Below are 19,006 nucleotides of genomic sequence, written 5' to 3' on the forward strand. Positions count from 1 at the left end.
GACCCGGGCACAGGTCCGAATCCCCGGGGAAACCCGCCTCCCGTGCGTTGACACTGCTGTGGCCTGTGTCACACCATGGGTCGGGCCCGGTACTTACCGGTCGGTAATGTGTCCTCGGTGTGGAGGTCCATGTGTCGCGTGCTGTGCCCGGATTCCGGCGTCCTCTCACCTTGCTCGCGGGGGCGGCGCTTCTCGCCCCGCTCGCCCTGACGGGCGCGCCACCGGCGTCGGCCGCCGGCCGGTACACCGTCACCGCACTGGAGTTCACCGTGCGGGCGGGCGACCGGTCCTGCACCGTCGACGCCGACCTCTACCGCCCGGACGGCGTGGACGCCCAGCACCCCGCCCCCGCCGTCCTCGCCACCAACGGCTTCGGCGGCAGCAAGTCCGACGGCTCGACGGACGTCATCGGCAAGGCGTTCGCGGAACGCGGCTACGTCTCTCTCGTCTACTCCGGCCTGGGCTTCGGCAAGTCCGGCTGTCGCATCACCCTCAACGACCCGGCGATCGACGGCAGGGCGGCATCCGGGCTCGTCGACTTCCTCGGCGGCACCCGCGCCGCCGACGACGGCACCAAGGCGGACTTCGTCACCGCCGACGCCCCGGGCGACCCGGTGGTCGGCATGATCGGGGGCTCGTACGGCGGGGCCGTCCAGCTGGCCACCGCCTCCGCCGACCACCGGGTCGACGCGCTCGTCCCGCTGGTCACCTGGAACGACCTGGCGTACTCCCTCGCCCCCAACGCCACCGGAGCGGCCCGGGGCGTGTCCTCCGGCACGGCCGGGGTCTTCAAGTGGCAGTGGACCAACGGCTTCTACCTGATGGGCGAGGGGCAGCCCCTGCTGGTCCCCAGCCTGGACCCGTCCCGCTTCGGCAGCCTCACCTGCCTGCACTTCGCCGCCGAGGCGTGCGACACCGTCCGCTTCCTGAACTCCGGGAGGTACCCGGCCGCCGGGACGGAGGAGATGCTGGCCTACGCGCGGAGCGTCTCGCCGGTCTCCTATCTGTCCGGTGTCACCGCGCCCACACTCCTCGTCCAGGGTCAGGCCGACAGCCTGTTCAACCTCAACGAGGCCACCGCCACCTACCGGGCGCTCCAGGCGCAGGGCACCACGGCCAAGATGATCTGGCAGGCCTGGGGCCACAGCGGCGGCCAGGTGGCGGGCGAACTCGACCTGGGGACGGGCAATCTGGAGACGAGCTACGTCGGACAGCGCATCCTCGCCTGGTTCGACCGCTACCTCCACCACGAGGAGGACACCGCCACGGGGCCCGATTTCGCCTACTACCGTGACTACGCGAGCGGATACGGCACCGCGGCGACCGTGCCCGCCCTCTCACGCACGATGTACCTCTCCGGCGACGGCGCCCTGGTGGACAGCCGCTCGAAGGTCACCCGGGGGAGCCGTCAGTACACCAACTGGCTCCTGCCCAGCAGCCACTCCGAGACCTCCCTCGCCGGGCTGATCGGGCTGCCCGACCCGGCACCGTACGACATCAAGGGCACCTACCTCGGCTGGACCAGCGCCCCGCTGACCGCGCCGCTGGACGTCGTCGGCGCGCCGAGGGCCACCCTGAAGGTCGTCTCGCCGAAGGCGGAGCGGGTCCAGAACAGCGGCGACGCGGCCGACAAGCTCGTCCTGTTCGCCAAGGTCTACGACGTGGCACCCGACGGCACCCGGACGCTGGTCAACCGCCTGGTGGCGCCCGTACGCGTCCCCGACGTCACGCGCCCCTTCACCGTGGAGCTGCCGGGCATCGTGCACCGGTACGAGAAGGGGCACAAGCTGCGCTTCGTGATCGCGGCGAGCGACAGCGCGTACTTCGGCAACCGGGGCATCAAGCCGGTCACCGTGGTCAGCGCCCCGCAGGACACCGGGGTCCTGGAACTGCCCGTGGTCGGCTGACGTCACCCGGACGGCCCTGCTCCACAGCACCCCGGACCCGGGACGGAGGCATCCTGAGGTCCGGGGACCGCCGGTTCCCGGTCCCGCGGACCAGGACCCAGCGAAAGGGCCGCTCATGAGCCCCAAGGACGTATCCAGCGGCAGCACGAGCGCGTTCACCCCTGCTCGGATCGCCGTGACGGTCCTGGCGATCCTGACGATCGTCTTCATCTGCGTGAACACCCAGGACGTGACCATCCGGGTCATCATCCCCAAGGTCACGATGCCCCTCTGGGCCGCGCTGCTGGGGGTCTTCGTGGCCGGCGCGCTCTGCGGCGCCTACCTGTTCCGCCGGCGGGCGAACCGGTAGAGGGCACCCGCTCGCGGGGGATCGCGCCGCACCGGCCGTGACCGTCCCGGCCGCTACCGGGCAGGCTCCCGGGTCAGCGGCCAGCTGAGCAGGGCGGCGTCCGCCATCTCCTGGAGATCGTCGCGGCCGATGCCGCTCGCGGCCTGCACGGCGATGCCGAAGGCCAGGGTGGTGACGTAGCGGGCGAGCAGTCCCGGATCGGCCCGAGGAGGCAGTTCGCCGTCGTCGACGGCCTGCTGGAACCGGTCGCGGAGCTGGCGGCAGCCCTGGGTGCGCCAGGCGGCGAGCAGGTCGCGGACCGCCTGCCCGGAGTCACCGGTCGCCAGGGCGCCCTGGACGCCCAGGCATCCCTGGGGGTGGGCCGGCCGGGTGGTGGTCCGTACGGTGCCGGCCAGGACCGCGGAGGCCACGCCGAGGGCGGTCGGCTCCTCCAGGGCCCGGGCGAGGTAGGCGCTGGGACCCTCGGTGTAGCGGTCCAGGGCCTTGCGGAACAGCTCCTCCTTGTTCCCGAAGGCCGCGTACATGCTGGTGGTCGAGATGCCCATCGCCTGGGTCAGACCTGCCAGGCCGGCGCCCTCGTAGCCGTGTTCCCAGAAGAACAGCATGGCGCGTTCGAGAGCCTCCTCGGCGTCGAATCCCCGGGGCCGGCCGATGGGGCCGCGCTGTCTGGTAGCCATCCATGGAGCCTACCCCTTCCGCATCGATCGCTGCGGAAGGGGTAGGGGTCGGCGGCGAGGACGCCGCCGAGCGCATCCCCCGTGAGAGCTACCGGCGCCGTCCGCCCGCGGGTGAATCGCGGAGGCCGCGGAGTTCCTAGCGTGGTCGTCGGGTCGCCATCGGGGCGGCCGACCACCAAGGGGGCCACGATGAACACCTCATCCACCACGAGCCACGGAGCGGGCCACGGCCGGCTCGCGGACGGTCCGAGTGACACCCGCGGTCCGAGCGACGTTCCCGGTCCCAGTGACGTCCCCGGTCCGAGTGATGCCTCAGGTCCGGGCCGCGGCCGCCTCGGCCGGATCCTCGGCTCTCCGCTCGTCTGGATGCTGATCGGAATGCTCGGCATCGGCGCGGTCTCGGCTGCGACCGCGACCGGCCCCGGACCGGTCCCGGTCCTGGGAGCGGCCGTTGCGGTGGCCGTCTACTGGGCGGTCATGCGCTTCGTCGCGCGACGGTCCGCGCCGGAGATCGCCCGGCGCGGGGCCGTGCGCGAGGCGCTGCTCGGCGGCGGGGTCGGTCTGGCATTCATTCTCGTGTCCGCCCTGGTGATCGCGGCGTTCGGAGGCTACTCGTTCTCCTGGGCCGGCAACGGCTTCCTCCCCGTCCTGACGTCCGCGGTCGCCGTACAGGCGGGCGCGGCGGTCACGGAGGAGCTGATGTTCCGCGGCCTCGCCCTGCAGGCCCTGGAGCGGTTGTTCGGCAGTGGTGCCGCTGTCGCGATCACCGCGCTGCTCTTCGGCGCCGCGCACCTGGCCAACCCCGGGGCCACCGTGTGGAGCGGACTGGCGATCGCCGTCGAGGCGGGCGCCCTGCTCGGAGCGGCGTTCCTGTGGCGGCGCAGCATGTGGTTCGTCGTGGGCCTGCACTTCGCCTGGAACGCCACCGAGCACCTGCTCGGCATTCCGGTCTCGGGCAACACCGTCGAGGGACTGCTCTCCGTGCACGCCGGCGGTCCGGCCCTGCTGACCGGCGGTGTTTTCAGTCTGGAGGCGTCGATCGTTACCGTCCTCATCGGTGTGGCGCTGGTGATCCCGATGTTCGTCCTCGCCCACCGGCGGGGCGGTCTGCTGCCCCGCCGGCGCGTCGCCCGCTGAACCCTGCGCGCGGCACCCCTCCCGGCTGACCGGAACGGAACGGAGACGGACGTGTTGATGCCCAGGTGGTCCTGGAGGCCATCGCTGCCGCAGAGGCCACTCGGCCGGCTGACGAGGAGCCGACAGGACGTCAAGGACGGTGGCCTCGCGCTGGTGCTCACCGTGCTGGCCTTCGTACCGACCCTGTCGCAGATCGGGGCACAGATCGGAGAACTGCCCGATCGCCCGCCGAGTCCGCTGAGCATCGGGCTGACCCTGGCGCAGACCCTGCCGCTCGCGGTACGGACCCGGCGGCCCGCGGCCTGCCTCGCCGTCGTCGGCTGTGCCTTCGCGGTGCATCAGGCGCTGGGCTGTCCCGCGACGTTCGGAAGTGTCGGTCTCTACGCGGCCCTGTACTCCGCCGGAGCCCACCAGGACTCCTTCCGCCGCGCGCTCGCCGCAGCCGCGGGTGCGGGCTACGCCGTGCTGGCGGTCGTCCTGCACCGCCTGGGCTCACCGGAGCGGCTTCCGGACTACCTCGCGTTCTCCCTGTTCCTGGCCGGCGTCTGGCTCGTGGGCAACGGCGTACGCAAGCGTCGGGCGGAGGAGGCCGAACGGCGGAGGCTGGCCGCCGAGGTGGCCGCGGACGCCGAGCGCGCCCGCATCGCGCGCGAACTGCACGACGTGGTGACGCACCATGTGACGGCCATGGTGGTCCAGGCCGACGCGGCGCAGTTCCTGCTCACGTCCGCGCCGGAACGGGCCGGTGAGGGCCTGGCGGCCGTCAGCGACACCGGTCGCCGGGCGCTCACCGAACTGCGGCACCTGCTCGGCGTACTGGAGGCCACCGGTCAGTCCGCGTCCGCCTCCGAATCCGCGGACCGGGCGCCCACCCTGGGAAAGGTGGCGGACCTGGTCGCACGGGCCCGCATGTCGGGCCAGCCCGTCGAGTTCACCGAGCGGGGCGGGCGGCGGACGCGGAGCGTCGACGTGGAACTGGCCGCGTACCGCGTGGTGCAGGAGGCGCTCACCAACGCGATGAAGCACGCGGCCGGGCAGCGGACACAGGTCCTGGTCCGGCACGGCGACGAACGCATCGAGATCGAGGTGGCCACCGAAGGGCCCGCCTCCTCCCCGGCGACCGCGCCGACGGCCCGGCACGAGGCCCGTGGCGGCGGACGAGGACTGACCGGGCTGCGTGAACGGGTGCGGATGCTCGATGGTGAACTGGTGGCCGGACCCCGTCCCGACGGCGGGTTCCACGTCCGTGCCGTGATACCCGCCCAGTCCGCGCAGGAGTGACCCATGAGTGATGCGCCGCCGATCCGCGTACTCGTCTGCGACGACCAGGCGTTGGTACGCACCGGCTATGCCACCATCTTCTCCGCCCAGCCCGACCTGGAGGTCGTCGGGGAGGCCGAGAACGGGCTCGCCGCGGTGCATGCCGCGCGTCAACTGCGCCCCGATGTCGTCGTGATGGACATCCGGATGCCCCTGCTCGACGGCATCGAGGCGACCCGACGGCTGGCCGGTCCCGACGCCGTGGCGCCACCGAAGGTGCTGGTCGTCACCACCTTCAACGTCGACGCCTACGTCTACGACGCGTTCCGGGCCGGAGCGAGCGGCTTCCTTCTGAAGGACTCGCCCCCCGCCGAACTCGTGGGCGGGATACGGACGGTCGCCCGGGGCGAGGCGCTGCTGGCTCCGGCCGTCACCCGGCACCTCATCGGCCACTTCGCCGAACGGCTGCGCCCTGCGGACACCTCCCGGCCGGCCAGGGAGGAGGTCATGAGCGCGCTGACCGTCCGCGAACTGGAGGCACTCCGGCTGATCGCCGAGGGGCTGTCGAACGCGGAGATCGCCGCGGCGATGTTCATCACGCCCGAGACGGTGAAGACCTATGTCTCGCGGATCCTGACCAAGCTCCATCTCCGCGACCGCGTCCAGGCCGTCGTCCTCGCCCACCGGATCGGCCTGGTGTCCGCCACGTCCTGAGCCGTCGTGGCCTCAGGAAGCCGCCACCGCGGTCCTGTTCGCGGTGCGCGGCTCCTCTCCATGCGCCGGCGCGCCCTCGGCGGCGTCGCCGGTCTCCCGGCCTCCACTGCCGCCCCGTCCGGTCGTCACGGCCTGCGGCACTCATTCCGCATCGATCGGTACGGAAGTGCTACGGTGCTACTTCCGCATCGATCGATGCGGAAGTAGCGAGAGGTTGTTGTCATGGGACTGCTCGAGGGGAAGACCGCTCTCGTCACCGGAGGCGGCTCCGGAATCGGCCTGGCCGGCGCCGTACGGCTGGCGGCCGAGGGCGCGCACGTGTTCGTCACCGGCCGGCGCAAGGCCGAACTCGACGCGGCCGTCGAGGTGATCGGCCCGGGGTCGGCCACCGCGGTGACCGGTGACATCTCCGACCTGGCCGACCTGGACCGGCTCTACGAGACGATCCGCAGCAGGGGGTCGGGCCTGGACGTGTTGTTCGCCAATGCCTCCGTCGCCGCGTTCGCGACGCTGGAGCAGATGACCGAGGAGCACTTCGACGCGCTTTTCGACATCAACGTGCGCGGCACACTCTTCACCGTGCAGAAGGCGCTGCCCCTGCTCAACGACGGCGCCTCGGTCATCCTGAACGGTTCCACCAACGTGGACGTCGGCGCGGAGGCGTTCGGTGTGTACGCGGCGAGCAAGGCGGCCACCCGGTCCTTCGCCCGGACCTGGGCCAATGAACTAAAGGGGCGCGGCATCCGGGTCAACACGATCACTCCCGGCCCGACCGACACCCCTGGTCTCTCGGGGCTCGCGCCCGACCCGGAGCAGGCCGCCGGCCTCCGGCAGGGCCTGGCCGCACAGGTGCCACTGGGCCGGCTCGGGCGCCCGGAGGAGATCGCCGCTGCCGTGGCCTTCCTCGCCTCCGGGCAGAGCAGCTTCATCACCGGTTCGAGCCTGTACGTCGACGGAGGCCTGAACCAGATCTGAGTACCGCGGTTGTGCGGCTCCGTCGCCGAGACGGCGCTCAGTGCCCGGTGCCCCCGGCGGCGGTCAGTACGTCCTCGATCAGGCCGGCGGCGCGCCGGGTGCCGCCCTCGGCCCGCGCGGCGGCCTGCAACTGCCGTGACCTGGCTGCGCGTTCCGGGTCCGTGACCAGGTCGGTCAGCGCCGTGCGCAAGGACTCGGCGGTGGCATCGGCGGTGTCCACACGGCGCGCGACGCCTAGTTCCACGAGCCGGTCGGCGTTCATGAACTGCTCGGCCCCCTGCGGCACGGCGATCATGGGAACGCCCGCGAGGAGCCCTTCGCCGCAGCCACCCATGCCGGCATGGGTGACGAAGGCGTCGGCCTGTTCCAGGATCGCGCGTTGCGGGACCCAGGAGTGCACCTCGATGTTGGACGGTACGGTGCCGAGGTCCCCGGGGTCCGTGTACGCGCCGATCTGGAGTACGACGTGCCAGCCGGGCAGGTCGCCGAAGGCGGCGACGCACCGGCGGTAGAACTCGGTCCGGCGGGTGTACGCCGAGCCGAGCGAGATCAGGAGCACCTTCTCCGCGCCCGCCGGGCGGGTCCAGCCGTCCGTGTCCGCCCGGGTGTCGAAGCAGGGGCCCACGAAGGTCACCGTGCCGGTGTCGACCCGGTCGGCGTGCGGCTGCATCGCTCGCGGGATCAGGGCGAGGGCGCGGGCGGGTGGGCCGGAGAAGGTGTCCACGTCCGTGGTGGTCGCACCGCAGCCGGCGAGCCACCGCGCGAACCTGTCCTGATACGCGTCGGCGCCCGGCGACTTCCGTAGATGCGCCGCGACCTCCTCCTGGTAGCCGTCCCAGCCGACGAAGGTCGGGGACAGCTGCACGAGGGGGCGGCCCTGTGACTCGGCGAGGGCGCGCGCGGCATAGGCGCCGATGTCGTAGAGGTACAGGTCGGCCGGATCGTCGTCGTAGGCGGCGTGCAGTTGCGGGAGTGCCTGGACGGCGTCGTCGAGGAAGAGGCCCGCCGCGGCGATGGGATCGGCGGGCCAGTTGTTGTCGGCGACCGGCAACGTGGAGGTGCAGGGCACCAGTTCCGCTCCGGTGGACTCGATCCGGTCGGCCACGAACGGGTCGTTGGCGTACGTGACCCGGTGCCCACGGGCCATCAGTTCACGGATGAGGGCGAGGCTCGGCAGGACATGACTGACGATCGGGACGCCGACCATGGCGACATGGGCGCGGCGACGGGACATGGGCGATCACTCGTTTCGGACGCGGGACGGGTGCGGGCGGCGTGGCGGGGAAGCGGTGTCAGGACCGGCCGAGCCGCGCGGCGGCCTCCTCCAGTTCGGCGACGGTCCCCGACATGATCGTCCGTACGTGGCTGGTGATGTGCGCCACGGGCCAGTCCCACCACGCCACCGCGAGGAGACGGGCGATGTCCGCGGCGTCGTAGCGGGTGCGGATGAGACGGGCGGGGTTGCCGCCGACGATGCCGTAGTCGGGGACGTCGCCGGTGACCACTGAGCCGGCGGCGATGACGGCGCCGTGGCCGATGCGCACACCGGGCATGACCGTGACGCCGTGGCCGAACCACACGTCGTTGCCGACGACCGTGTCGCCCCGGCCGGGCAGGCCGGTGATCAGGTCGAAGTGCTCCGTCCAGGAGCCGCCCATGGTTGGGAACGGGAAGGTGGAAGGGCCGTCCATGCGGTGGTTGGCGCCGTTCATGATGAACCGGGTGCCCGTCCCCAGCGCGCAGTACCTGCCGATGACCAGCCGCTCGGGGCCGTAGTGGTACAGGACGTTGCGCGTCTCGAACGCGGCAGGGTCGTCCGGATCGTCGTAGTAGGAGAAGTCGCCGACCTCGATCAGCGGCGACTTCACCAAGGGCTTGAGGAGAACCACGCGGGGGTGCTCGGGCATCGGGTGGAGCACGGTGGGGTCGGCGGGAACGGGCGTCATCGCGGAAGCGGTTCCTCTCGAGTGGACCTAGAGCGACAACTGTCGCGTTAGGATGCTGGCACAGCCCTGCCGCCTTGATCAACCGAAATCGATGGCCGATGACAGACTCACTGGACACGACGCCGGACCGCCGTCCGGGCGGTCGCACCGCCCGCGTCCGCGCCCAGGTGCTCGACGCGGTGCGCGCCGAACTGGCCGAAGGCGGTCACGAAGCACTCACGATGGAGGGTGTCGCGACGCGGGCCGGAGTGCACCGCGCCACGGTCTACCGGCGCTGGCGCGATGTCGGCGGCCTGCTCGTCGACGTCATCGACGCCGCCGGTGAGATCGACTGGCAGCCGCCGGACACCGGTTCCCTGCGCGGCGATCTGACGGCCCTCAATCAGGAGATCCAGGAGTCCCTGGTCGTACAGCCGTCGTTCGCCGTCGCGTTGATGGCCGCCTCGTTCCACTCGGAACAGGCCGCGCGGGCCCAGACGCGGTTGTGGGCCGACCGGTACGCCCAGTGCGAGATCCTCGTCGAGCGGGCCGTCGAGCGCGGTGAACTACCCGCACGGCACGCGGACGCGCGGAGTCTGCTGATCGCCGCCACGGCCCCGGTCTACCACCAGCTGGTGCTCCTGCGTGACGCTCCGGACCCCCGGCTCCCGCAACGAGCCGCGGAGGCCGCGTTCCTGGCGGCTGCCGCGGGCGCCTTCCGTCCCACGGCTTGATCCCGTGAGAGGTCCCGGGTCACAGGAGCCGGTCGACCAGCCCGTCGATGTACTCCGGGGTGAGCGGGACCATCCCGAACAGGACGCGGATGTACATCGGGGCCAGGATGTGGTCCAGCACGCCGTACGCGTCGGGTGCCCGCTCGCCGCGTTCGCCGGCGCGATCCAGCATGGACTGCAGCTGCCGCATGCGCTCGTCGCGAAGGCTGTCACCGGCCTGAAGGCCCTCCCGGCCGTTGCCGGACAGGGCGACGGCCAGGCGTACCACCGCCACGCCGTCGGGCCCGGTGATCTCGCGGGCCACATTGGCCGCGTAGGTGCGCAGGTCGCCGGCGAGGCTTCCGGTGTCGGGCATCGGTGACTGCGCGTTGAGACGGGTGAGCGCCACTTCGGTGAGCAGGGTCTCCAGGCTGCCCCACCGGCGGTAGATGCTGCTGTCGGCCACGCCCGCGCGGGCCGCGACCTCGCCGACGGTGAAGTTGCCGTAACCGCGCTCACTGATCAGTTCGGTGACGGCCTGGTGCACCTCCGCGCGCACCCGGGCACTGCGCCCGCCGGGCCGCCGGGCAGGCTCTCGCTCGTTCATGGACCCACCTTAACGCAGGAGTTACTTGCGTTTGTGGGTGACCCTCCCTACAGTCTCCTAACGCAGTCACTGACTGCTTTAGAGCGCCCGCTTGTATCGCCATCCGCGTCAGCCACGTGGGCCGCGGCCGGGCGCGACCATCGATCGAGAGGAATCCCCATGGCTGCACCGCACGCGGCCGTCGGCAGTCGGTCACACCGGACCGCGCTGCTCACGGTGACCTGCTTGGGCCAATTCATGGTTCTGCTCGACAACACGATCGTCGGAGCGGCGCTGCCCGACATGCAGCAGCGGCTGCACACCGAACTGACCGGTCTGCAATGGATCGTCGACGCGTACGTACTCCTGGTCGCGATGCTGCTCCTGTCCGGAGGGATCTTCGCCGACCGGTTCGGCCGCAAGCGGGTGTTCCTGACCGGCGTGGTGGTCTTCACCGCCGCTTCGGTGTGGTGCAGCCTCGCGCCCTCGGTCGGCTGGCTCGTCGCCGGCCGTGTGCTGCAGGGCATCGGGGCCGCGGCGCTGAGCCCCGCCTCGCTGGCCCTGCTCGCCGCCGCCCATCCCGTGCCGCAGGAACGGGTCAGGGCGATCGGACTGTGGGCCGGACTCAGCGGAATCGGACTGGCCGCGGGGCCCGTGGCCGGCGGAGTGCTGACCGATGCCTTCGGCTGGCAGGCCATCTTCCTGGTCAACGTGCCCATCGGCGTGGTCCTTCTGCTGCTCGGTCTGCGCACCCTCGAAGAGGCACGCAATCCGGGCGCCCCCGCGATCGATGTCCCGGGGACTGTGCTGTCCGTCCTGGGGGTGGGGGCGCTGACCTACGGGCTGATCGAGGGCGGTGCCCGCGGCTGGACCGCCCCGGTGGTCCTCGCCGGCTTCGCCGCCGCGGTGGTCATGCTCGCCGCCTTCGTCGCCGTCGAAGCGCGTCGTTCCGCTCCGATGCTGCCGTTGCGGCTGTTCCGGCAGCGGCTGTTCACGGTGTCCAACACCGCCATGGTCGTGGTGGGGTTCGCGCTCATGGGTTCGTCGTTCTTCTTCTCCCAGTTCTTCGTGTACGTCCAGGGCAGCTCGATCCTGCGCGCCGGCCTGCAGACCCTGCCGGCCTCCCTCGCCATGGTGGTCGTCAGCCCGTACGCGGGCCGGCTCGCTGCCCGGTACGGCTTCCGCGTCGTGGTGACCGTCGGCCTGGCCCTGGCCGGCCTGGGACTGCTGGCGCTCGGCATGGTGCACGCCGACACCGGCTACGGGAACGTGTGGTGGCGGATGGCGGTCGTCGGCATCGGCTTCGCCCTCGCCATGTCCCCGCTGACGGGAGCCGCCATGCAGGCGGTCGGCACGCAGGAGGGCGGCCTCGCGTCGGGCATCAGCAGCACCACCCGGCAGATCGGCGCGGTGCTCGGCGTGGCCGTACTCGGAGCCGTCGTCCGCACCCGGCAGTCCGGCGGTGCCTCCTTCGAGACCGGGCTCAACAGCGCCTTCGTCGTGGCGGGCGCCCTCACCTTGGCCGGCGCCGTGTTCACCGGCCTGTGGCTGACGAGGTCCGAGCCCGCGACGGGCTCCGCCCTGCCGCGGCGCTCCACCGGTCCGGACCCGGTCACCGCCTCGAACGGGGCCTCCGTGCAGAGCCGTTGACGACGGCCACCGCCCGGCCGGAAGGCGGGCCGGTCAGCTGCGCCGGCGTCGCGCAGGACATCGGCGCGGCCGTCCGGGCACGGCCGACACGGCCCCGGCCGGGAAGCGGATGACTTCCGCCGACACGGAGACACACCGGCCGGGGGCGGTGAGGATGGGGCGTATGCGTACTCGTGTGGTCATCGACGCCCCCTCCAACCTCGGGCTGCGGCCTCCCGCCCCCGGCACCGTGCCCGGCTGCTACAAACTCGCCGGCGCGCTCCGCGAGCAGGGCATCGTGCGGCGGCTCGGGGCTCTGGAGGGCGGGGTCGTCGTACCGCCGCGCTACGACCTCGGTGACTGGCGGGAGGGCGACGGGGTCTTCAACGCCGCCGCCGTCGCCCGCTACACCCGCACGCTCGCCGACCGCATCGAACGGCACGTCAGGGCGGGCGAATTCCCCGTCGTCCTCGGGGGAGACTGCTCCATCCAGCTCGGCGCCACCCTCGCGCTGCGGCGCATCGGCCGGTACGGGCTCGCCGCGATCGACGGCTCGGCGGACTTCCGGCACCCGGGGAACAGCGACCGGATCGGCGCCGCGGGCGGCGAGGAACTGGCGCTCTCGACCGGGCGCGGACAGGCCGACCTCACCGACCTGGAGGGCCTCGGGCCCTATCTGAAGGACGAGGACATCCGCCTCTTCGGCATGCGCGACTACGACGAGGACCGCGCCGAGATGGCCGCCCTGAAGATCTCCAACGCGACCGTCGGCGAGATCAGGGAGTGGGGTCCCGCCGACATCGCCCGTGCCGTGGTGCTCAGCCTGGAGGTTCCCGTCCTCGACGGTTTCTGGGTGCACCTCGACGCCGACGTCCTCGACCCGAGCGTGATGCCCGCCGTCGACAGCCCGGACGAGGGCGGACTGTTCCCCGGCGAACTCACCACGCTGCTGCGCACCCTCGTCGGCTCGCCCCGCTGCGTCGGGCTCAACGTCACGATCTACGACCCCGACCTCGACCCCGACGCCTCGGCGGGCGCCCTGCTCACGGACATCGTCGTCGACGCCTTCGCCGAGGAGGGGCAGGGCGGGGAGCGGCGCTGACAGGACGCAGGGCGGGGAATCAGGCGGAGACGTTGCGGTCCACGTACTCGAAGACCGAGCCGTCCGGGTGCAGCGCGATCAGATTGCGGCCCGCCGGGGTGGGCACCGGGCCGGCGATGACCCGGGCACCCACCCGGGTCAGCGCCGCGTGGGCCTCCTCGACGTCCTTGACCGCGATCGTCGCCGACACCTTGCGCAGCACCTCCAGCTCCGACTCGGGGCCGCTCATCAGCAGGAAGCAGCCGATCGCGGCCACCGAGACCCCGCCGCGCTCGAAGCGCAGTGCCGGAGTGCTGGTCAGGCCCTCGTAGAAGGCCACCGAGGCCTCCAGGTCGTCGACGCAGATACGCAGCGTGGTTCCCAGGATTTCCATGCGTACGAGGGTAGTTGCCGACCAGGCGTGATGTGATCGGTTCCTCGCCCCGTCACCGGATCACACCCGGCAGAGCGCCTCGCCGTGCGGCACCATGAACCATCCGTCGGGCTCCCCGCCCCACGCGCGCCAGGCCTCCGCGATCGCCGTCAGCTCCTGCGCGCGCGCGTGCCCGCCCTCGACCGCCAGCTCGGCGTACACCGATGCCGTCGTGCGGTCCGCCCACAGACCGCTCCACCAGGCGCGGTTCTCCGGGGTGGCGAAGCACCAGGCCGCCGCGGTCGGGGTGATGTCGGTGAACCCGGCCTCGCGGGCCCAGGAGAGCAGCCGGCGGCCCGCGTCCGGCTCGCCGCCGTTGGCGCGGGCCACCCGGCCGTAGAGGTCCTGCCACTCCTGCATCCCGGGCACCTCCGGATACCAGGTCATCGCCGCATAGTCGCTGTCGCGGGCCGCGACGACGCCCCCGGGCCGGCAGACCCGCCGCATCTCGCGCAGCGCCTGGACCGGATCGCCCACGTGCTGGAGCACCTGATGGGCGTGGACCACGTCGAAGGAGTCGTCGGGGAAGTCCAGGGAGTGGACATCTGCGGTGGCGAACTCCACGTTGTCCAGACCGCGTTCACGCGCCACCTCCGCGGCGCGCTCCAGTACGTCACCACTCGCGTCGACCGCGGTCACCCGGCCCGGCGCGACCAGCTCGGCGAGGTCCGAAGTGATGGTGCCCGGCCCGCACCCGACGTCCAGGACCGCCTGGCCGGGACGGAGTTCACCGATCAGGTAGGCCGCGGAATTCGCGGCGGTCCGCCACTGGTGCGAGCGCAGCACCGACTCGTGGTGGCCGTGGGTGTAGACAGCGGATTCCTTCGGCATGGCCGTACGTCCTCTCTCGGACCTCAGTCTCAGGCGATGCGCTCGACGGTACGCCGGGATGTCGAATTATGAGATAGGCGTCTCAATATGTGGTCATCAGTCAGATGGGCATCGGGCAGTACACCGTCAGCGCCTCGGGCAGCTTGTCGATCAGCAACTCGCTTCCGGAGTGCGCCACTTCACCGTCGTAGGCATACGGAGTCCCCGGCTTCAGGCCGGACAGCCGCACCTTGCGGCGGCGTACCGCCGCGTGGACGGGCGACCGGGTCAGGGGACCGGCGACCGCCGCGGCCAGCAGCCGGAGTCCGGGTGTGCGGCCTCCGTGGACCACGCGTACGTCCAGCAGTCCGTCCGCCAGGTTGTGGCGGCGGCCCGGCGCCGGGCCGACCCGCTGGAACAGTCCGTTGCCGACGAAGAGCAGCCACAGCGGCCGCCGCTTACCCTGGAGTTCGGCGGTCAGGGGCCGTGAGCCGCGCAGCGCCTCGAAGGCCGCGAGGACCCCCGCGGGCCATCCGCCGATCCTGGGGGACCAGTGCTCCCGGGTCCGTACGAGCTCCGGATAGACGCCCAGGCTGAAGGCGTTGAGGAAATATCCGTCCGCGCCGCCCGGCCCCTGGGGTCCCGGCCGGAAGCGGCCCAGGTCGACCCGGACCGCGCCGCCCGAGGTGAGTGCCGTCACCGTGTCCTGCACGGTCTCGATGCCGAGGTCGTACGCGAAGTGGTTGAGGGTCCCACCGGGGAACACGGCGAGCGGCACACCGTGGGTCGCCGCGACGGCCGCCGCCAGGTTGACGGTGCCGTCACCCCCGCAGATGCCCAGGGCCTTGCCCTGCCGTGCCGCCTCCTCCAGGCAGCCGGACAGGTCCGAGGGTGCGCACTCCACCGTCTCCGCGAGCGGCAGCGCGTCGCGGATCAAGGTCGCCGCGGCGGTCGCGGAGCCCGACTCCCGGTTGACGACCACCACCAGGTCCTTGCCGGCCGGCAGCGCCGGAGCCTCGGCGGGCGGGCGGCCGGGGGCGGGCAGCTGGCCACGGGTCGGTACGACGCCCCGCAGTGCGAAGGCGGCCCCTATGCCCAGGGCCGCACCGGCCACCACATCGCTCGGATAGTGGACCCCCGTGTAGACGCGGGACGCGGCGACGGCCACCGCCACCGGTGCGACGACCGCGCCCCAGCCCTTCGACTCCAGGGCGACGCCCGTCGCGAAGGCGGCCGCGGACGCCGCGTGCCCCGAGGGGAACGAGGTGGTGAACGGCTGCCGGTTCAGCTGCCTCACCATCGGGACCAGGTCCAGTATCGGGCGCTCCCTGCGCACCGCGCCCTTGCCCACGGTGTTGATCGCGGCGGACGCGACGGCCAGCGAGGCGATGCCGCGCAGCGCGGCCCTGCGGGACCGGGCGCTGCTGCCCAGGGCCGCCATGCCCGCGGCGGCCCCGAACCACAGCAGTCCGTGGTTGGCGCTGCGGCTCAGCCGGGGAAGGACGGGCTCGGCGCCCGGCCAGTGTCTGTCGGCCACGCGCTGGAACGCGGCAAGGTCGCGCTGGTGGAACCAGGCCCGCAGGCGGCCGGGAGATGGGAAGCTGCTCGATGTCGACATGGGACAGCGAATACCCTGCGACCGGTCGGTGAACCAGGAGGCGCGCACGGACGGCGCCGACAGATCCGGCCGAATCGCGAAGTACGTGGGGAATTGCCCCCTGTCCGCCCGCTCCGGCCTGTCAAGGGCGTTGCCCGGACAAGTTCCCTGCCGTTAGCCTGCGTTCGTGATTCCGGTCATTGGCCGGAGTGTCGAACGAGATTGGCGGGCGATCATGGGGCGACTCGTCCCTGCGGTGACCAGGGCGCTGGATGTTCTCGAACTCTTCCTCCAGGGTGAGGGAACCCTCTCCGCCCCCGAGGTCACCCGCAAGCTCCAACTTCCGCGGACCACGGTCCACGAGCTGCTCACCACGCTCGCCGCGCGCTCCTACCTGGTCACGGTCCCGGAGCAGCCGGGCCGCTACCGCCTCGGCGTGCGCACGTACCAGCTCGGCAGCCGGTACGCCGAGAAGCTCGACCTCGCGGCCGAGGGCCAGCAGGTCGCCAGGGAGGTCGCCGAGACCTGTGGCGAGACGGTCCATGTGGCGATCCTGGAGGGCACCGAGGTCATCTACATCGCCAAGGTGGACTCCACCCACGCCGTCCGCATGGTCTCGGCCGCCGGCCGAAAGCTGCCCGCCCACTGCACCTCCGTCGGCAAGCTGCTGCTCGCCGCGCTCCCCGAGGCGGAGCTCGACGCCCGCCTCGACGGACGTGAGCTCGTCGCCATGACCGACAACAGCCTCACCGACGCGGCGGAGCTGCGGGCGGCGCTCGCGGTCGTACGCAAGCGGGGCATAGCGGTCGAGCACCGCGAGTCCAACCCGGACGTGAGCTGTGTGGCCGCGCCCGTGCGCGACCGGTCCGGAAGGGTCGTCGCGGCGCTCTCCATCTCCGTGCCGATGATCCGCTGGAGCGAGGAGCGCGAGGCGGAGCTCGCGCAGCTCGCCTCGGGCGGCGCCGACGCGCTGTCCGGCCGCCTCGGACACCACCGGGGGCAGGTGTGAGTTCCCTGGAAGTGGCCGTGCGCGAGCAGGCCGAGCTGGGCGAGGGCCCCACCTGGGACCCGGCGGGGGAGCGGCTGATCTGGGTCGACATCCTCTCCGCGCGCGTCCACACCTTCGCCCCTTCGACGGGGCGGCGCACGGTCATGGCCACCGGACAGCACGTCGGCGCCGCGAAGCCGCGGGCGGGCGGCGGCCTCGTGGTCGTCCTGCGGGACGGCGTCGGGCTGTACGACGCCGACGGGGCCTTCTCCTGGCTGGCCCACGACCCCGTACCCGGCCGGCGGGGCAACGACGCGGCCGTGGCGCCCGACGGCGCGCTCTGGGCGGGCACCATGCGCTACGACGAGGCGGAGGGGGGCGGCAACCTGGCCCGCTTCGCCCCGGACGGCACGGTGACGGGCGTACTGGACGCGGTGACGGTCAGCAACGGCACCGGCTGGAGCCCGGACGGCCGGCTCATGTACTACACGGACACCCCCACGCGGCGGATCGACGTCTTCGACGTGGACGGGGAGCGCGTCGTGAACCGCCGCCCCTTCACCGTCATCGAAGAGGGTTCCGGCTGGCCGGACGGGCTCACCGTGGACGCGGAGGGCTGCGTGTGGGCCGCCTTCTGGGACGGCGCCGCCGTCCGCCGCTACACCCCCGACGGGAAGCTGGACCGGGTCGTGGAGCTGCCGGTCCCACGCCCCACGGCGTGCGCGTTCGGCGGTCACGGGCTGCGCGATCTGTACATCTCCACCGCCCGTACGGGCCTGGACGCGCCGCCTCCGCTGGCGGGCTCCCTGCTCGTGCTGCCGGACGCGGGGCAGGGGCTGCCCGGGACGCCGTTCGCCGGATGAGCCCGCCCGGGCAGGAGGCGTATTTCCGCCGTCTCCCGCGCCGGTGCGGGGGCGGACCCCGGGGAACCTCCGTATAAAGGCCCTGAGGACACGCAGGCGGAGGGAGGCCCGGGATGCGCGGGAGCGAGCACCCGCTCAGGGAGGACCGCGGCCCGGTGCGCTACGGGCCGCCCGCCCCCGACCCCGGCCTCCCCGTGCTGCCCGAGCTCGCCGCCGTACTCGCGGCCGCCGCCGCGCGGCCCCGTCCCGAGCCACCCGGTGGAGGAACGATCCTGCGGGAGGCCGCCCGCGCCTACTGGGAGCGGCGGAGCCTGCGTGGCAGTCCCGAGGACATCGTGGCCGCCCCGGGCGCCCAGCCCCTCGTGTTCGCGCTGATCGCCGCGTACGGCGGCGATGTGATCATGCCCAGGCCCTGCCCCGCCGGCTGGATGCCGCAGGCGCGGCTGCTCGGCCGGCCCGCCTACCACGTCCCGACCCCCGCCGAGTGCGGCGGCATCCCCGACCCGTACGCCCTGCTGGAGACCGTGCGCAGGGTGCGGGCCGAGGGCGGCAGGCCCCGGCTGCTCCTGATCTCGGTGGCCGACGACCCCACCGCGACCCTCGCCCCGCCGGAGCTGGTCCGCGAGGCTTGTGAGGCCGCCGTCTCCGAAGGGCTGCACATCGTCAGCGACGAGACCTGGCGCGACACCCTGCACCGCCCCCACGACACGGTCGTCCTCAGCCCCGCCGAGATGTGCCCCGACGACGTCACCGTGGTCACCGACCTGGCAGGGGCGCTCACCCCGTCCGCCTGGCCGGTCGCCGTCGCACGCTTCCCGGCCACCGCGCGCGCCGCCGCCCGGCGGGCCCGTGTGCTGGACGTCCTCACCGCGCTCGGTGCCGTGGTCGCGGAACCGGTTGCCAGGGCCGCCGCCCACGCGCTGGGCGAGCCCGAAGCCGTCACGGACCGGATCCGCCGGGCAGCGCACCTCCAGTCCGAGGTCGCCTCCGCCGCGCACCGCGCGGTGCTCACCGCGGGTGCGCTGGCCAGGCCGCCGCAGGCGGGCCGCCACCTCTACGCCGACCTCGGCCCGCTGCGCACCCGGCTCGCCGCGCGGGGGGTCACGGACTCCCTGGAACTGGAGGAGTACCTGACGGAACGCCTCGGTGCCCCCGTTCCCGGCGGGCACCGGTTCGGGGACGAACTGGGCGCGCTGCGGGTGCGGCTGAGCACCGGCCCGCTGCTCGGCTCAACCCCGGAGCGGCAGATGGAGTCCCTCACTGCGGTGGAGCCCCTGAAATTGCCCCATGTCGCCCGAGCACTGAGCATTTTCGCAGCAGCCCTCGACGAACTCCGATGACAGCAGCAGCCCTCGATGACCA

Annotated in this window: 19 protein-coding genes; 12 read left to right on the forward strand and 7 right to left on the reverse strand. The window is 72.5% G+C overall.

The features are described from left to right. Positions 1-131: 131 nt before the first annotated feature. On the forward strand, positions 132-1,907 hold the full coding sequence (locus AMK10_RS17845) for a CocE/NonD family hydrolase (protein ID WP_241839569.1): 1,776 nt from the start codon (positions 132-134) through the stop codon (positions 1,905-1,907). 115 nt (positions 1,908-2,022) lie between these two features. After that, positions 2,023-2,256, forward strand: a complete 234-nt coding sequence (locus AMK10_RS17850; protein WP_073748779.1) for a LapA family protein — start codon at positions 2,023-2,025, stop codon at positions 2,254-2,256. Positions 2,257-2,309: 53 nt separating this feature from the next. Here the strand turns inward: AMK10_RS17850 and AMK10_RS17855 are convergent, their stop codons facing one another. Further along, positions 2,310-2,933, reverse strand: coding sequence for a TetR/AcrR family transcriptional regulator (locus tag AMK10_RS17855; RefSeq protein WP_073748780.1), 624 nt, complete (start codon positions 2,931-2,933; stop codon positions 2,310-2,312). A 366-nt stretch (positions 2,934-3,299) separates the two neighbouring features. Between AMK10_RS17855 and AMK10_RS17860 the strand changes: the two genes are divergently transcribed. The 4 genes from AMK10_RS17860 to AMK10_RS17875 all read left to right on the forward strand — a co-directional run bounded on the left by AMK10_RS17860 (position 3,300) and on the right by AMK10_RS17875 (position 7,019). Then, complete coding sequence (locus AMK10_RS17860) at positions 3,300-4,070, forward strand: CPBP family intramembrane glutamic endopeptidase (RefSeq protein ID WP_241839570.1); 771 nt, start codon at positions 3,300-3,302, stop codon at positions 4,068-4,070. A gap of 57 nt (positions 4,071-4,127) precedes the next feature. Next, complete coding sequence (locus tag AMK10_RS17865; RefSeq protein ID WP_079180752.1) at positions 4,128-5,351, forward strand: sensor histidine kinase; 1,224 nt, start codon at positions 4,128-4,130, stop codon at positions 5,349-5,351. Positions 5,352-5,354: 3 nt separating this feature from the next. Next, complete coding sequence (locus tag AMK10_RS17870) at positions 5,355-6,044, forward strand: response regulator (protein ID WP_073748781.1); 690 nt, start codon at positions 5,355-5,357, stop codon at positions 6,042-6,044. A 222-nt stretch (positions 6,045-6,266) separates the two neighbouring features. Next, positions 6,267-7,019 carry an SDR family oxidoreductase gene (locus tag AMK10_RS17875; RefSeq protein ID WP_073748782.1) on the forward strand — a complete coding sequence of 251 codons (753 nt, stop codon included), beginning with the start codon at positions 6,267-6,269 and terminating at the stop codon, positions 7,017-7,019. Positions 7,020-7,056: 37 nt separating this feature from the next. Here AMK10_RS17875 and AMK10_RS17880 read toward each other — a convergent pair whose 3' ends face one another. Beyond that, the gene (locus AMK10_RS17880) at positions 7,057-8,253 is read right to left on the reverse strand and encodes a macrolide family glycosyltransferase (protein ID WP_073748783.1); all 1,197 of its coding nucleotides are present in this window, start codon (positions 8,251-8,253) and stop codon (positions 7,057-7,059) included. Between the two features lie 58 nt (positions 8,254-8,311). Continuing rightward, positions 8,312-8,965: a CatB-related O-acetyltransferase gene (locus AMK10_RS17885; RefSeq protein ID WP_073748784.1), complete on the reverse strand. Its 654-nt coding sequence runs from the start codon at positions 8,963-8,965 to the stop codon at positions 8,312-8,314. A gap of 98 nt (positions 8,966-9,063) precedes the next feature. On the opposite strand from AMK10_RS17885, the gene AMK10_RS17890 reads away from it, so the two are divergent. Further along, on the forward strand, positions 9,064-9,678 hold the full coding sequence (locus AMK10_RS17890) for a TetR/AcrR family transcriptional regulator (RefSeq protein ID WP_073748785.1): 615 nt from the start codon (positions 9,064-9,066) through the stop codon (positions 9,676-9,678). 19 nt (positions 9,679-9,697) lie between these two features. Here the strand turns inward: AMK10_RS17890 and AMK10_RS17895 are convergent, their stop codons facing one another. Continuing rightward, entirely contained in the window at positions 9,698-10,264 is a 567-nt protein-coding gene (locus AMK10_RS17895) for a TetR/AcrR family transcriptional regulator (RefSeq protein WP_073748786.1), read from the reverse strand. Positions 10,265-10,423: 159 nt separating this feature from the next. Between AMK10_RS17895 and AMK10_RS17900 the strand changes: the two genes are divergently transcribed. Together AMK10_RS17900 and AMK10_RS17905 are read left to right on the forward strand one after the other, a co-directional pair. Beyond that, positions 10,424-11,893 carry an MFS transporter gene (locus AMK10_RS17900; RefSeq protein ID WP_073748787.1) on the forward strand — a complete coding sequence of 490 codons (1,470 nt, stop codon included), beginning with the start codon at positions 10,424-10,426 and terminating at the stop codon, positions 11,891-11,893. Positions 11,894-12,056: 163 nt separating this feature from the next. Further along, a complete protein-coding gene (locus tag AMK10_RS17905; RefSeq protein ID WP_073748788.1) occupies positions 12,057-12,974 on the forward strand; it encodes an arginase family protein in 918 nt (305 codons plus the stop codon). 19 nt (positions 12,975-12,993) lie between these two features. Here AMK10_RS17905 and AMK10_RS17910 read toward each other — a convergent pair whose 3' ends face one another. The 3 genes from AMK10_RS17910 to AMK10_RS17920 all read right to left on the reverse strand — a co-directional run bounded on the left by AMK10_RS17910 (position 12,994) and on the right by AMK10_RS17920 (position 15,814). Next, positions 12,994-13,347: a VOC family protein gene (locus tag AMK10_RS17910; RefSeq protein ID WP_073748789.1), complete on the reverse strand. Its 354-nt coding sequence runs from the start codon at positions 13,345-13,347 to the stop codon at positions 12,994-12,996. Between the two features lie 60 nt (positions 13,348-13,407). After that, the gene (locus tag AMK10_RS17915) at positions 13,408-14,217 is read right to left on the reverse strand and encodes a class I SAM-dependent methyltransferase (RefSeq protein ID WP_073748790.1); all 810 of its coding nucleotides are present in this window, start codon (positions 14,215-14,217) and stop codon (positions 13,408-13,410) included. 100 nt (positions 14,218-14,317) lie between these two features. Beyond that, complete coding sequence (locus AMK10_RS17920; protein WP_073748791.1) at positions 14,318-15,814, reverse strand: bifunctional phosphatase PAP2/diacylglycerol kinase family protein; 1,497 nt, start codon at positions 15,812-15,814, stop codon at positions 14,318-14,320. A gap of 214 nt (positions 15,815-16,028) precedes the next feature. Between AMK10_RS17920 and AMK10_RS17925 the strand changes: the two genes are divergently transcribed. The 3 genes from AMK10_RS17925 (at position 16,029) to AMK10_RS17935 (ending at position 18,984) form a co-directional block, all read left to right on the forward strand. Continuing rightward, positions 16,029-16,802 carry an IclR family transcriptional regulator gene (locus AMK10_RS17925; RefSeq protein ID WP_073748792.1) on the forward strand — a complete coding sequence of 258 codons (774 nt, stop codon included), beginning with the start codon at positions 16,029-16,031 and terminating at the stop codon, positions 16,800-16,802. Continuing rightward, complete coding sequence (locus AMK10_RS17930; protein WP_073748793.1) at positions 16,799-17,644, forward strand: SMP-30/gluconolactonase/LRE family protein; 846 nt, start codon at positions 16,799-16,801, stop codon at positions 17,642-17,644. The genes AMK10_RS17925 and AMK10_RS17930 overlap by 4 nt, the downstream gene beginning before the upstream one ends. A 113-nt stretch (positions 17,645-17,757) precedes the next feature. Continuing rightward, positions 17,758-18,984 carry an aminotransferase class I/II-fold pyridoxal phosphate-dependent enzyme gene (locus AMK10_RS17935; protein WP_073748794.1) on the forward strand — a complete coding sequence of 409 codons (1,227 nt, stop codon included), beginning with the start codon at positions 17,758-17,760 and terminating at the stop codon, positions 18,982-18,984. Positions 18,985-19,006 lie beyond the last annotated feature (22 nt).

It is taken from the genome of Streptomyces sp. CB02058, from assembly GCF_001905505.1.
GTDB lineage: Bacteria > Actinomycetota > Actinomycetes > Streptomycetales > Streptomycetaceae > Streptomyces.

Coding starts and splice junctions, on each gene's coding strand:
- AMK10_RS17850 (WP_073748779.1), top strand. CDS start 2,023: ATGAGCCCCAAGGACGTATCCAGCGGCAGCACGAGCGCGTTCACCCCT.
- AMK10_RS17855 (WP_073748780.1), bottom strand. CDS start 2,933: ATGGCTACCAGACAGCGCGGCCCCATCGGCCGGCCCCGGGGATTCGAC.
- AMK10_RS17860 (WP_241839570.1), top strand. CDS start 3,300: ATGCTGATCGGAATGCTCGGCATCGGCGCGGTCTCGGCTGCGACCGCG.
- AMK10_RS17865 (WP_079180752.1), top strand. CDS start 4,128: ATGCCCAGGTGGTCCTGGAGGCCATCGCTGCCGCAGAGGCCACTCGGC.
- AMK10_RS17870 (WP_073748781.1), top strand. CDS start 5,355: ATGAGTGATGCGCCGCCGATCCGCGTACTCGTCTGCGACGACCAGGCG.
- AMK10_RS17875 (WP_073748782.1), top strand. CDS start 6,267: ATGGGACTGCTCGAGGGGAAGACCGCTCTCGTCACCGGAGGCGGCTCC.
- AMK10_RS17880 (WP_073748783.1), bottom strand. CDS start 8,253: ATGTCCCGTCGCCGCGCCCATGTCGCCATGGTCGGCGTCCCGATCGTC.
- AMK10_RS17885 (WP_073748784.1), bottom strand. CDS start 8,965: ATGACGCCCGTTCCCGCCGACCCCACCGTGCTCCACCCGATGCCCGAG.
- AMK10_RS17890 (WP_073748785.1), top strand. CDS start 9,064: ATGACAGACTCACTGGACACGACGCCGGACCGCCGTCCGGGCGGTCGC.
- AMK10_RS17895 (WP_073748786.1), bottom strand. CDS start 10,264: ATGAACGAGCGAGAGCCTGCCCGGCGGCCCGGCGGGCGCAGTGCCCGG.
- AMK10_RS17900 (WP_073748787.1), top strand. CDS start 10,424: ATGGCTGCACCGCACGCGGCCGTCGGCAGTCGGTCACACCGGACCGCG.
- AMK10_RS17905 (WP_073748788.1), top strand. CDS start 12,057: ATGCGTACTCGTGTGGTCATCGACGCCCCCTCCAACCTCGGGCTGCGG.
- AMK10_RS17910 (WP_073748789.1), bottom strand. CDS start 13,347: ATGGAAATCCTGGGAACCACGCTGCGTATCTGCGTCGACGACCTGGAG.
- AMK10_RS17915 (WP_073748790.1), bottom strand. CDS start 14,217: ATGCCGAAGGAATCCGCTGTCTACACCCACGGCCACCACGAGTCGGTG.
- AMK10_RS17920 (WP_073748791.1), bottom strand. CDS start 15,814: ATGTCGACATCGAGCAGCTTCCCATCTCCCGGCCGCCTGCGGGCCTGG.
- AMK10_RS17925 (WP_073748792.1), top strand. CDS start 16,029: ATGGGGCGACTCGTCCCTGCGGTGACCAGGGCGCTGGATGTTCTCGAA.
- AMK10_RS17935 (WP_073748794.1), top strand. CDS start 17,758: ATGCGCGGGAGCGAGCACCCGCTCAGGGAGGACCGCGGCCCGGTGCGC.